Source organism: Pelagibacterium montanilacus, from assembly GCF_003992665.1.
GTDB lineage: Bacteria > Pseudomonadota > Alphaproteobacteria > Rhizobiales > Devosiaceae > Pelagibacterium > Pelagibacterium montanilacus.
Window position 1 is genome coordinate 1 of the sequence record NZ_RZMX01000012.1, and the last position, 13701, is coordinate 13701.

At 65.1% G+C, this 13701-nt stretch carries 10 protein-coding genes; all 10 read right to left on the reverse strand.

Translation table 11 applies throughout. The features are described from left to right. The gene (tuf, locus tag EO136_RS03875; protein ID WP_127143157.1) at nt 1–1191 is read right to left on the reverse strand and encodes an elongation factor Tu; all 1191 of its coding nucleotides are present in this window, start codon (nt 1189–1191) and stop codon (nt 1–3) included. 111 nt (nt 1192–1302) lie between these two features. Continuing rightward, a complete protein-coding gene (locus EO136_RS03880) occupies nt 1303–2532 on the reverse strand; it encodes a TadE/TadG family type IV pilus assembly protein (protein WP_127143158.1) in 1230 nt (409 codons plus the stop codon). A gap of 185 nt (nt 2533–2717) precedes the next feature. Continuing rightward, entirely contained in the window at nt 2718–3689 is a 972-nt protein-coding gene (locus EO136_RS03885) for a class 1 fructose-bisphosphatase (protein ID WP_127143159.1), read from the reverse strand. Between the two features lie 199 nt (nt 3690–3888). After that, nucleotides 3889–4740 carry a pantoate--beta-alanine ligase gene (gene panC, locus EO136_RS03890; protein WP_206513268.1) on the reverse strand — a complete coding sequence of 284 codons (852 nt, stop codon included), beginning with the start codon at nt 4738–4740 and terminating at the stop codon, nt 3889–3891. Beyond that, on the reverse strand, nt 4737–5579 hold the full coding sequence (panB, locus tag EO136_RS03895) for a 3-methyl-2-oxobutanoate hydroxymethyltransferase (RefSeq protein ID WP_127143161.1): 843 nt from the start codon (nt 5577–5579) through the stop codon (nt 4737–4739). The genes panC and panB overlap by 4 nt, the downstream gene beginning before the upstream one ends. 284 nt (nt 5580–5863) lie before the next feature. After that, complete coding sequence (locus tag EO136_RS03900) at nt 5864–7378, reverse strand: aldehyde dehydrogenase (NADP(+)) (protein ID WP_127143162.1); 1515 nt, start codon at nt 7376–7378, stop codon at nt 5864–5866. 146 nt (nt 7379–7524) lie between these two features. Further along, on the reverse strand, nt 7525–9054 hold the full coding sequence (locus EO136_RS03905) for a UxaA family hydrolase (protein WP_127143163.1): 1530 nt from the start codon (nt 9052–9054) through the stop codon (nt 7525–7527). Between the two features lie 38 nt (nt 9055–9092). Continuing rightward, complete coding sequence (gene mce / locus EO136_RS03910; RefSeq protein WP_127143164.1) at nt 9093–9530, reverse strand: methylmalonyl-CoA epimerase; 438 nt, start codon at nt 9528–9530, stop codon at nt 9093–9095. After that, nucleotides 9527–11644, reverse strand: a complete 2118-nt coding sequence (scpA, locus tag EO136_RS03915) for a methylmalonyl-CoA mutase (RefSeq protein ID WP_127143165.1) — start codon at nt 11642–11644, stop codon at nt 9527–9529. The genes mce and scpA overlap by 4 nt, the downstream gene beginning before the upstream one ends. 49 nt (nt 11645–11693) lie before the next feature. Then, the gene (locus EO136_RS03920) at nt 11694–13691 is read right to left on the reverse strand and encodes an acetyl-CoA carboxylase biotin carboxylase subunit (RefSeq protein ID WP_127143166.1); all 1998 of its coding nucleotides are present in this window, start codon (nt 13689–13691) and stop codon (nt 11694–11696) included. Between the last annotated feature and the right edge of the window lie 10 nt (nt 13692–13701).

Below are 13701 nucleotides of genomic sequence, written 5' to 3' on the forward strand. Positions count from 1 at the left end.
TTACGCGACGATTTTGGAAACGACGCCGGCGCCGACGGTGCGGCCGCCTTCGCGGATGGCGAAGCGAAGCTTCTCTTCCATCGCGATCGGAACGATCAGTTCCACGTTCATTTCCACGTTGTCGCCGGGCATCACCATCTCAACGCCCTCGTTCAGCGTCACGACACCGGTCACGTCCGTCGTCCGGAAGTAGAACTGCGGACGGTAGTTCGTGAAGAACGGGGTGTGGCGACCGCCCTCTTCCTTGGTCAGGATGTAGGCTTCGGCAACGAACTTGGTGTGCGGGGTCACAGAACCGGGCTTGCACAGCACCTGCCCGCGCTCCACCTGGCTGCGGTCGATACCGCGGATCAGAGCACCGATGTTGTCACCAGCCTGGCCCGAATCGAGCAGCTTGCGGAACATCTCGACGCCGGTCACCGTGGTCTTCTGGGTCGCCTTGATCCCGATGATCTCGACTTCCTCGCCAACCTTGACGATGCCGCGCTCAACCCGACCGGTCACAACCGTGCCACGACCGGAAATCGAGAACACGTCTTCGACCGGCATCAGGAAGGGCTGATCCACGGGGCGCTCGGGCTGCGGAATGTAGTCGTCCACAGTCTTCATCAGCTCCAGGATCGCGTCATGGCCGATCTCGGGACGCTTGTCCTCGAGTGCCATCAGCGCAGAACCCTTGGTGATCGGAATGTCGTCACCGGGGAACTCATAGGACGAGAGAAGCTCGCGAACCTCGAGCTCGACCAGCTCAAGAAGCTCCTCGTCGTCGACCTGGTCGACCTTGTTGAGGAACACAACAAGCGCCGGAACGCCAACCTGGCGGGCGAGCAGAATGTGCTCGCGCGTCTGGGGCATCGGGCCGTCGGCAGCCGAGACCACAAGGATCGCGCCGTCCATCTGCGCCGCGCCGGTGATCATGTTCTTCACATAGTCCGCGTGACCGGGGCAGTCCACATGCGCATAGTGGCGCTTCTCGGTCTCGTACTCGACGTGCGCCGTCGAGATCGTGATACCGCGGGCCTTCTCTTCGGGCGCCTTGTCGATCTGGTCGTAAGCGGAGAACGTCGCACCGCCCGTCTCGGCCAATACCTTCGTGATCGCAGCCGTCAATGACGTCTTGCCGTGGTCAACATGGCCAATCGTGCCAATGTTGCAGTGCGGCTTCGTGCGGCTGAACTTTTCCTTACCCATCGCTCACAACCATCGTTCAAGAGTTGAAACTGCGGGGCGTTTACCTTCTGGCTCCCGGCAACACAAGCCCTTTTTGCTCGGGCGACAATGGCTTGCGGACCGCCGCGCCCCTCAGCCGACCAGCCGCGCGCTGCGTTCACCCTCGGTCACGAAGGTGGGGCATTCGATGATGACACGGATGTCATCATAGTCCCGGTCGGTCCATGCGAAATCCTGCCACCCCCCGCTTGCCCCGGTCTGCCCGGGAGGCCGGTCCTCCCAGCCGTAATACATGTACTTGCCCGGCTCGCACTCCCCGGACGCGCGCTGCGGATTGCGCCCGGTGCCCGAGGGGACCACCCCGCCCGAACCCGACCGGCATTCCTCCAGCGTGTCGCACAGCACCGTCTCGAGAATCTGCACCGGCTGGGCGGTCGTCGGGTGCATCAGGTGGGCGTACTGCTCGGTCGGGTCGCCCGCCGAAAAATACGTGTCGGTGTAATAGTCGAACCGCCCGGTATGCCGGTCCCCGCCGCCATTGGGCGCTTCGCCCTCGTCCCAGTACCGATGCGCGCTCCGGGCGAACCGGACGTTCTCGAGCCTCAGGCTCAGATGCGAGCCTGCAGGGCAGTCGGGCAACATGTAGCGGTAGACCCTGTCGGCCGTCCCCGCACCGTCGGCGAGCCGCCAAGCGCCCTCTTCCTGACCATCGAGCCCGAAATGATTGGTCCTCAGGATCTCTTCATAGATGATGCGCAACCCGGCATCGGACGGCGGCACATCGGTATCGGCGACGAACTCGGACCCGCCATTGTCGGCGATCGGCACCATGCGTGTGCGCTTGGGCAGGGTCGCTGTCGGCGTGTCGCGGCTGGGCCAGTAGCAATACATCCAGATCCGGTTGTAGTCCCCGGCTTCTGGGTCGAGCGTGGTGTTGATCGGAGGCTTGCGGATTTCGGTCGGCTCGCTCACCCGCGCAATTGCGGACACCACGACGGTCTGGGATTGCGGGATTCCCGGTATGATGTGCATGAACGAGAGCGGCACTTGGGCTGTCACTGTGACAGTCACGTCCGATCCGCTGTCGTTGAGCGCGTTCTCGACGGCCACGTCGCGGGCCCAGGCGCCCTCGTATTTCCGATCGAGCTCCGCCAGCAACAGCATGCGCCACTGATCGGCCGGCGCATCTTCCACCCAATAGTTGAGCGCGGCGGCGTCTGCCTGGGCCTGCAGATGGTCGTTCACATGCTGGAGCCGCACATAATCCACCGTCCAGCCGCCGAGGGCGATGAACGGAATAGCCATAAGCGCGAATATGACGGCGACAACACCGCCTTCGTCCTTGGCGAACTGTTTCATCATGTGCGCGAGCAGCCTCCCGGTGCCATTCGGGGACCGGCGCACATTGTATTCATGATCGCCTGTGCCGGCGCCCCCGCCAACCAGACACTAAACCCGCAAATTTTAGATGAACTTTCAAAGCCCAATCAAATTGCCGGCCTGCGATTAACCGCTTGGCACCGATGTGCATCTGCAGTGGCGCTGCGTCAGTAAAAGCTGCAGGCTCGCTTAACATCGTCGCGCGACCCGATGATCACCCCAACCCTCTGGTGCAGACCGCCCGGCTCGATATCGAGGATGCGCCGCGTCCCGTCGCTGGCCGCGCCGCCTGCGGCCTCCACGATCATCGCCATGGGGCTGGCCTCATAGAGCAGCCGCAGCCGTCCGCCCTTCTCGCGCGTGCCCGTATCGACCGGATAAAGGAAGATCCCGCCCCGGCACAGGATCCGGTGCAGATCCGCGACCATCGCCGCACACCAGCGCATATTGTAGCTGCGCCCGAACGGCCCGGACTTGCCGGCAAGGCAGGCCTCGATATAGGCGCGCGTCGGCTCCTCCCATGAATCACGCCGCGACGCGTTTATGGCGAACTCGCCGGCCTGGGGCGGGATGGACACTTTCTCCCGGGTCAGAACGAAGGTCCCGCTGGTCTCCTCGAGCGCGAACATCGCCACGTCTGCGCCCGCGGTCAGAACCAGGACCGTGGCGGGCCCGTAAAGGATATACCCCGCCGCGATCTGCCGGTGGCCGGGCACCAGTACGCGCCCGGTCTCCATCGCCTGGGGCGTGCCCACGTCCAGGATCGAAAAGATCGTCCCCACGCCTCCGTTGACCTCGAGGTTCGACGACCCGTCCAGCGGATCGAACACCAGCGCCAGCCGCGCATCGCCCCCGGCACCCGAGGGCACTACGATCTCTTCAAGTTCCTCGGAAACGATCGCCGAGACGACACCCGACGCCTCGCAGGCGGCCGAAAGGATCTCGTTGGAGATGATATCGAGCGGCTTCTGCTCCTCGCCCTGCACGTTGATCGATCCCGTACCGGCGGAGATACCCTTGGCAGCCTCGATCCGCAGCGCCTGGGATATCTCGCGCCCGCTCTCCGCGACTGCCGCCAGGAGCCGCGCCACGTCCTCGGCGACCGCCTGCGATTCGATCCAGCCAATAAGTGTCGTCACCGCCGGTCTCCCGTTCCTGCTCGTCTGTGGATGGCTGTTATGGACGCCCCGCCTCCCCGCTGTCGACCGCGAAAAAGGTCTGAGGCGAGGCCGGCAACGCGAGCCGTGCAGCTGGAGGAAGGCGGTACACCCGGCGACACTGTGCGCTCGTTCTTTGACACCAAACGAGAGTCTACGGCCCCGAGCCGCGCAAGAAAGGTCAGCGCGGCATGACCGGCACGTTGTCGATCAGCCGCACCCCATCGAGCCAGGCCGCAGCCAACAGCCGGGACGGCGCTTCGAGCACCTCGACCGGAGCCAGCGACCCGGCCTCGCGCAGCTCGATGTACTCGACCTCGCTATAACCGGCGGCCAGCACCATCTCGCGCGCCTTGGCGATCGTGGGTTCGATGGCCGCTCCAACCGAGATAGCGTCAGCGGCACTGTGCAGGGCCCGGGCCAGTGCCGGAGCCTGCGCCCGCGCTTGTTTCGATAGCCTTGCGTTGCGGGAAGACAGCGCCAACCCGTCCGCCTCACGCACCGTGGGACATCCCACCACCTCGATCCCAATATCGAGATCGCGTGCCATGCGCCGGATGATCGCGAGCTGCTGGAAGTCTTTTTCCCCGAACAGCGCAACATCGGCGCGGCTCTGGAGGAAAAGTTTGGCCACCACCGTGGCCACGCCCTCGAAATGGCCGGGCCGGAAGGCGCCGCACAGCCCTTCGCTCAGCCCGTCGACCCGCACCACGGTGGAGAACCCGTCAGGATACATCTCCTCGACCGGCGGCGCGAACAGCACATCGACGCCCAGCGGACCCAGCGCCGCGGCGTCGCTCTCCTCGGTCCGCGGATAAGCGGCGAGATCATTGGGGTTGTTGAATTGCTTGGGATTGACGAACAGCGTCACCACCACCCTGTCGGCCCGCGTCCGTGCGGCTTGGACCAGCGAGAAATGGCCCTCGTGCAGCGCCCCCATGGTGGGCACCAGCGCCACGGTCTCTCCCGCGTCATGATAGCCCGCCACCTTCTCCCGCAGCGCGGCAACGGTTCTGGCTATTGCGATCATCAGGTCTTGCCGGCCTTGGCCGGGCCCTCGCCATAGACATGATCGGGCCCCGGGAACGTCCGCGTCCGGACCTCCTCGGCATAGCGCGCGATCGCTTCCTGAGCGTGACCGGCAAGTTCGCCATAGCGCTTGACGAATTTGGGCGTGAAATCGGTAAACATGCCGAGCATGTCGTCGACAACGAGGATCTGGCCATCGCACGTCGCGGATGCACCGATCCCGATCGTGGGCACCGCGATCGCCTCGGTGATCCGGGTCCCCAGCGATTCAGGCACCGATTCCACCACCACCGCAAAGGCCCCTGCCTCGGAGACCGCCACCGCATCGGCCAGCACATGGTCGGCGGCATCGCCCCGGCCCTGTACCTTGTAGCCGCCAAACCGGCGGATCGACTGCGGCGTGAGCCCGATATGGGCGACCACCGGGATCGAGCGTTCGGTCAGGAACCTGATCGTCTCGGCCATGTGCACGCCGCCCTCGATCTTGATCGCGTCGCACCCGGTTTCCTTGACCAGCCGCACCGCGTTGGCGAAGGCCTGATCGGGCCCGGCCTCATAGGCGCCGAATGGCAGGTCCACCACCATCAGCGCATGCCGCAGCCCGCGCCGCACCGCCTGGCCGTGCAGGATCATCATCTCCATTGTGACCCCGAGCGTGTTGTCCAGCCCGTGCACGACCATGCCGACGCTGTCCCCCACGAGGATCAGGTCGCAATGGCCATCGACCAGCTTGGCCACCGGCGTTGTATAGGCCGTCAGGCACACCAGAGGATCGCCGCCCTTTCGGGCGATGATATCGGGCGGGGTCAGCGCCTTTGCGGGTCTTGCGGTCTGGGTGGACATGGGGACTCCCCGGCGCGCTTCGCGCTCGTTTGTCGTTCTGCGCCGTCTTATCCCAACACCGGGCCGGCGCAAAGTCCGCCAAAAGGCGAGGGCGGGAAAAGTGCTTTGCGCCTCGCCGCCGGTCGTCCCGGAGTGGGACCGGAAGGATTTCCCCCGGCCCCGAAATGTGCCTGCGATTAGCTCGGAGCGTTTCCAGAAAAAGTAGAATTACCTCTCCGGCTCGGAAACGCGACAACTCGATGACTTGGAGCTCCTGTTCTGATTCAATCAGAACAGGAAATGCACTAGTGCAGGTCGCCCGGCAGCAGCGCGTCCGGCATCGCCTGGAAGCAGACAGGCCGCAGGAAGCGCCGGATCGAGAGCGTGCCCACCGAGGTGGCGCCGAAATTGGTCGATGCGGGGTAAGGACCGCCATGGACCATCGCATCGGCGACTTCCACGCCCGTCGGGAAACCGTTGGCGAGAATGCGCCCGGCCTTGCGCTCGAGGATCGGCACGAGGGTCTGGGCCAGAGCCGTGTCGCCGTCGTCGAGGTGGATGGTGCAGGTCAACTGGCCTTCAAGGCTCCTGGCCACCTTGCGCATCTCGTCCTCGTCCTTGACCCGGACCACGAGCCCCAGCGGGCCGAACACTTCCTCGCCCAACTCGTGATTGGCCAGCCAGTTCTCGCCCGTGGTCTCATAGAGATAAGGCGTAGCGTTGCGCAGGTCGCAGGTGCTGGAGAGCACTTCGCGCACACCGGAGGTCTTGGCGATCCGGTCACGGCCCGAGCGATAGGCTTCGGCGATCCCGTCGGTCAGCATGGTCTGCGGGCCGACTTCGCCCAGAGCGTCCTTGGCCGCGGCAACGAACGCGTCGGCATCGCTGCCTTCGAGCACCACGGCAATGCCGGGATTGGTACAGAACTGGCCTGCGCCCATGGTCAGCGAACCGGCCCAGCCCTTGCCGATCTCGGCGCCACGCGCACCGAGCGCTGCCGGCATCAGGAACATGGGGTTGACCGAACCGAGCTCACCGAAGAACGGGATCGGCTCAGGCCGCTGCGCGCAAAGGTCATAGAGCGCGCGCCCGCCACCGAGCGAACCGGTGAACCCGACCGCCTTGATGTTGGGGTGCTGGATCAGCGTCTGGCCCACATCGCGCTTGCCACCCTGGATGAGCGAGAAGACGCCCTTGTGCAGCCCGTGCTTTTCGCGGGCGGCATTGACCGCTTCGGCAACGATCTCGCCGGTTCCCGGATGCGCCGAGTGGCCCTTGACCACGACGGGGCAGCCGGAGGCCAGCGCCGCTGCGGTATCGCCGCCGGCGGTGGAAAACGCGAGCGGGAAGTTCGACGCACCGAACACGGCCACCGGCCCGATCGGACGCTGGACCATCTTGAGGTCCGGGCGCGGCGCCGGCTTGCGGTCCGGCAGAGCCTCGTCGTGACGGCGGTCCAGATAATCGCCCTTCAGGATATGCTCGGCGAAAAGGCGAAGCTGGCCGGTCGTGCGGCCGCGCTCGCCATTGAGCCGTGCTTCGGGGAGCCCGGTTTCCTGCGTACCGATTGCGGTGATCTGCTCGGCGCGCGCTTCGATCTCGTCGGCGATCGAATTGAGGAACGCGGCGCGCTGCTCACGGGTGGTGTAGCCATAGGACCAAAACGCCTCTTCGGCGGCCTCGCAGGCTGCGTTCACGTTTTCGGGCGTGCCGACGGAAAAGGAATGGGCCTCGCCCGATGCGGGGGAGGATGTGAAGGTTTCGTCTCCAGCGACCCAGTCTCCGGCGATCAGGTGCTTGCCATGCGGCGTGAAAGTCATCTGGTGCTTCCTCGATTCTTTGGTCTTTTCATCATCCCCCGAGCGGCTGCCCGGAGGTGCGTTCGACGTGGTGAGTACCACGAGGGGTGTGACATGCACATGGTGTCCCGCGCCCCCGGTACAAGGGGCGATCGGCCATGCGATGACTACATGACGGCCCCGATCTGCCAGGGCACGAATTCATTGTCGCCCAGCCCGAGCGCTTCGCTCTTGGAGGCCTCGCCGCTCGCGACCTTGAGGATCATGTCCACGATCTGCCGGCCCTTGTCCTCGAGCGAAACTCCGGCCAGCACGTCCCCGCAATCGAGGTCCATGTCGTCGGGCATCGCCGCGGCCAGAGCGCTGTTGGTCGCCAGCTTGATCGTCGGCGCGGGCTTGGAGCCGAAAGCCGACCCGCGCCCGGTGGTGAACACCACGATCTGGGCGCCCGTCGCGATCTGGCCAGTCACCGAGGCCGGATCGTAGCCCGGACTGTCCATGAAGGCGAAGCCCGGCACATCGGCGGGCGCACCATAATCGATCACCGAAGTCAGCGGGGTCGATCCGCCCTTGGCGGCGGCCCCCAGCGACTTCTCGAGGATCGTGGTCAGCCCGCCAGCCTTGTTGCCGGGGCTGGGGTTATTGTCCATCGTCCCGCCGTTGATGCGGGTGTAGTTCTCCCACCACCCGATCCGCTCGATCAGCTTGTCGGCGACCTCCTGGGACGCGGCACGGCGCAACAGGAGCTGTTCTGCGCCATAGATCTCAGGGGTTTCGGCCAGCACCACCGTACCGCCCATGCCCACGAGAATATCGCTTGCCACCCCCAGCGCCGGGTTCGCGGTGATCCCTGAAAATCCATCAGATCCCCCGCATTGCAGCGCCACGCGCAGCGCCGAGGCCGGTGCCGGTGCACGCGTCACCGCATTGGCTTGTGGCAACAGCTTGGCTACCGCATCCACGATCGCCGCGATGGTCCTGGTCGTGCCTCCGCTATCCTGGATCGTGAGCCCCTTGAAGCGCTCGGCCGACCCCACGTCCCCGAAGGTCGCCTTCATGCGGGCGATCTGGATCACCTCGCAGCCCAGCCCGACGAACAGCGCCGCGCCCACATTGGGGTGCGTCGCATGACCCCAGAGCACGCGCTGGAGATTGTCGTGGCCCGGCCCGTCCGGCGCCATGCCACAGCCCGTGCCGTGGGCGAAGGCCACCACGCCATCGACATTGGGATAGTCATCCAGCATGCCGCTGGTGTTGATCTGGAAAGCCGCCTGCCGGATCACCGTCGTCGAGCAGTTCACCGTCGCGATCAGCGCCACATAGTTCCGCGTCCCGATCTGGCCGTTGGCCCGGTGGATGCCCATGAACTCGCCCGGCGCGACCTTGGGAATATTGGCCCGCGCCTGCTCGAGATCGACGCCGATCTCATAGGCGGTGTCGTGCTCGCCCATGGCGCAGTTGTGGGTGTGTATATGCTCGCCCGCCGCCACGGGCTGTGTGGCATAGCCGATGATCTGCCCGAACTTGATGATCGGCGCACCCTGCGCGATGGTATCGAGCGCAAGCTTGTGCCCTGCTGGCACAGCCCGTTCGAGGGCAGCACCATGGCCCAGCGGCTGGCTGCCGCTCGGCGCCTTCGCCGTGAGCACCGCCACCGTATCGCTGGCGTGCATCTTCAACCATCCGTCCGCGGCCATTGCGAACCTGCTCCTCGGGAATCTGGGAATGAGGCCTTTTAGACCCTAACATGTTTGTTGGAAAGGGGCGTCCCTGTCTCTTCCAGTTCGATCAACACCCCGTGGAAGTCCTTGGGATGCAGGAACACCACCGGCACCCCATGGGCGCCCGTCCGGGGCCGGCCGCCGCCGAGAACGCGCATGCCCTGCCCCACCAGCCGCTCCACCGCTGCGGCGATATCCTCGACCTCGAAACACATGTGATGCATCCCGCCGTCGGGATTGCGCTCTAGGAACTTCGCGATCGGCGATTGCGCGCCCAGCGGCGCCATTAGCTCCACCTTCGTGTTCCCGGTCTCGATGAACACCACGGTCACCCCGTGCTCCGGCAGCGCCTGCGGGGCCGAGACCCTCGCCCCTAGCCCGTCGCGGTAGCGCGCCACCGCAGCATCGAGATCGGGCACCGCGATCGCGATATGGTTGAGCCGCCCGATCATCGGTTCGTCAGCCTCCCCTCGATCCTGTCGAGCACCGTGAATGCAGCATCAAGGACGTTTGTGCCGGGCCCGAAAATCTCGGTCACCCCGTGCTCGCGCAGGAAATCGTAATCTCCGCTCGGGATCACGCCCCCCACGAACACCGCCAAATCGCCCAGCTCCCGGGCCTTGAGCGCAGCGACCAGCTCGGGGACCAGCGCCTTGTGCCCTGCCGCCAGCGAAGACACGCCCACCGCATCCACGCCGAGCGCATCGGCCTGGGCCGCGACCTCCTGGGGCGTCTCGAACAACGCGCCCATCTCCACGGCAAAGCCGATATCGGCAAACGCGGTGGCGATCACCTTGGCGCCGCGATCATGGCCGTCCTGCCCCATCTTGGCGATCAGGATCGCCGGCTTGCGCCCGTGACGCTGTGCAAAGGTATCGGTGCGTTCCCGGGCCGCGGCAAACTCCGGATCACCCGCATACTGATCCGCGTATACCCCGGAAATCATGCTCTGGGTGGCGTCATAGCGCCCGAAGACATCCTCCATGGCCTGGGATATCTCCCCCAATGTGGCCCGCGCCCGCGCCGCCGCAATCGCCGCCTCGAGCAGATTGCCCTCGTTCATCGCTGCGTATTCGCGCAACGCGTTGAGTGCGAAGGCGCAGTTCTCCTCATTGCGCGCGCGTCGCACCGCCCCGATCCGCTCGATCTGGCCGGCCCGGACCTTGGCGGTGTCGATTTCGAGCGCGTCGACGCCATCCTCGGTTTCAAGCCGGTAGCGATTGACCCCCACGATCACCGCATCGCCCCGGTCGATCAAAGCCTGGCGCCGCGCCGCCACCTCCTCGATGGCCCGCTTGGGTGCTCCCGATTGCACGGCGCGCGTCATCCCGCCATCCGCCTCGATCTCGGCGATCAGCGCGCGGGCCTCTACCACCAACTGCTCGGTCAGCGCCTCGACGTAGTATGAGCCCCCCAACGGATCGACCACGTCTGTCACGGCCGTTTCATGCTGCAGTATCAACTGCGTATTGCGCGCGATTCGCGAAGAGGTTTCGGTCGGCAGCGCGATGGCTTCATCGAATGAATTGGTGTGCAGGCTCTGCGTTCCGCCCAGCACCGCCGCCAGCGCCTCATAAGCGGTGCGCACCACATTGTTGAGCGGATCCTGCTCGGTCAGCGAAACCCCAGAGGTCTGGCAATGCGTGCGCAGCATTTTCGAGCGCGGGTCCGACGCGCCCAACCCCGTCATGATATCCGACCACAGCGTCCGCGCCGCCCTGAGCTTGGCGATCTCGGTGAAGAAATCCATCCCGATGCCGAAAAAGAATGAAAGCCTGGGCGCAAAGCTGTCGATAGCTAGGCCCCGCCCCCGCGCCGTGCGGACATAGTCGATCCCGTCCGCCAGCGTATAGGCCAGTTCCTGGACTGCCGTCGCCCCGGCCTCGTGCATGTGATAGCCCGAGATGGAAATCGAATTGAAGCGCGGCATGTGTTCCGAGCAATACCCGATCACGTCGCCCACGATCCGCATGGAAGGCTCGGGCGGGTAGATATAGGTGTTGCGGACCATGAACTCCTTGAGGATGTCGTTCTGGATAGTCCCCGACAGCGCTTCGGGCCCAATACCCTGCTCGTCGGCCGCCACGATGAACATGGCCAGCACCGGGATCACCGCCCCGTTCATGGTCATCGACACGCTCACCGCGTCGAGCGGTATGCCCTCGAACAGCGTTTTCATGTCCTCGACCGTGTCGATGGCCACTCCGGCCTTGCCCACATCCCCCGCAACGCGCGGATGGTCGGAATCATAGCCCCTGTGGGTGGCGAGATCGAAGGCGACCGAAAGCCCCTTCTGCCCCTTGTCCAGCGCCCGACGGTAGAACCTGTTGCTCTCCTCTGCAGTGGAAAAGCCCGCGTATTGCCGGATCGTCCAGGGGCGGTTGGCGTACATGGTCGCCCGCACCCCGCGCGTATAGGGTTCGACGCCCGGCACCGCGCCATCCTCGCCAAAATAGACCGGCTCGATCGGCACGCCCCCGCGCTCACGCCTCAGCGCCTCGAGCGGCGTGCCGCGCAACTCGGTGCTTGCGATATGGTCCCAGACCTCGCGGGGCGTCCGGGTCATTGAGGTCTCTCGATGGGGGGCATTTGGCAAGCGCGAACGATAGCTTCCATCACACGGCCTCGAATTCCATGATCACCGCGTCGACCGCCAGCACGTCGCCCTCAGACGCGGCCAGCCGCGAAACCCGGGCCCGCCGCTCGGCGCGCAGCACGTTTTCCATCTTCATGGCCTCAACGATCGCCAGCGCCTGCCCGTCCTCGACCACATCGCCCTCGGCCACTGAAAGCCGCACCACCTGCCCGGGCATCGGGCACAACAGGAACCGGCTCATGTCCGGCGGCGTCTTGACCGGCATGTGAACCATCAGATCGGCCACATGCGGAGCCACGACCCGCGCACGCAAATCCGCGCCCCTGTAACGCAGGCGAAACCCGGAGGTGATCCGATCCATGCGCACCACGAAGGTGCGCCCGTCGATCTCGCTGACCGCCAGCGAAGCGCCCGGTTGCCAACCATCCTCGATGGAAACCCCCTGCCCGCCGCTCATCAGAACGAATGAGTCCCCCGATTTCGGGATCGAGAAATCCCAGCGCTTGTCTCCGATCAGGACGCTGCGCTCGGCGCTATCATGCCCCCCGGCCAGCGCGGGAGGCTCGACGAACCCGCGGGTCTCGAGCTGATAGGCGGCCCGGCAGGCGAGCGCCGCCAGCGCCTTGAGCGTGCCCTCATCGGGTTCGGTCCCGGCGAACCCATCTGGAAATTGCTCCGCGATATAATTGGTCGAGAGGTCCCCTGAACGGAACCGGGCTTGCGCGGCGACAGCCGAGAGAAAAGGCACGTTGTTGCCCACGCCCTCGATCTCGAACGCGTCGAGCGCGGTCGCCATGGTCTCGATCGCCGCCTCCCGGGTCTCGCCCCAGGTCACCAGTTTTGCGATCATCGGATCGTAATAGGGGCTGATTTCCGAGCCTTCCTGAACGCCGGTATCGTTACGCACCACAAGGCGCGTCGACGCCTCCTCGGCGGGCGGACGATAGCGCTTGAGCCGGCCGGTCGAGGGCAGGAAATTGCGATAGGGATCTTCGGCATAAACCCGCGCCTCGATCGCGTGACCGGTGAGCGTAACCGCATCCTGATCGAGCCGGAGCGGCTCTCCGTCAGCGATCCGCAGCATTTCCTCGACCAGATCGAGCCCCGTCACCAGTTCGGTCACCGGATGCTCCACCTGCAGCCGGGTGTTCATCTCCAGAAAGTAGAAATTGCGGTCCCGATCGACGATGAATTCCACCGTCCCGGCGCTCACGTAATTGACTGCCTTGGCCAGCGCCACGGCCTGCGCGCCCATCATCTCGCGTGTCGCTGCGTCGAGAAACGGCGATGGCGCCTCCTCGATCACCTTCTGGTTGCGCCGCTGGATCGAGCATTCCCGCTCGCCCAGATGAATGCAATTGCCCCGCCCATCGGCCAGCACTTGGATTTCAATGTGGCGCGGGTTTTCGATGAACTTCTCGATGAAGATCCGGTCGTCCCCGAACGAGGACGCCGCTTCGGACTTCGCCCGCTCGAACCCCTCGGCCACCTCGTCCACCGAGCGGGCAATCCGCATGCCCTTGCCGCCTCCGCCCGCCGACGCCTTGATCATCACCGGGAATCCGATCTGGCACGCGATTGCGACCGCCTCGTCCGCATCTGCGATCAGCCCCATGTGCCCGGGAACCGTCGACACCCCGGCCTGTGCGGCGATCTTCTTGGAAGCGATCTTGTCGCCCATCGCCTCGATCGCCTTGACCGGCGGCCCGATGAAATAAATGCCCTCGCGGCGCAGCCGCTCGGCGAACACCGGGTTCTCCGAGAGAAACCCATAGCCCGGATGCACCGCCACGGCGCCCGTGGATTTGCACGCGGCAACGATTTTTTCGATATCCAGATAGGACCGGGCAGCCGGCGCCGGCCCGATATGGACCGCCTCGTCGGCCATCTTTACATGCACCGCATCTCTGTCCGCATCCGAATAGACCGCGACCGTCGCAATACCCATCCTGCGCGCCGTCTTGATCACCCGACACGCAATCTCGCCCCGATTGGCAATGAGGATCTTGGGAAACATCTATCTGGAC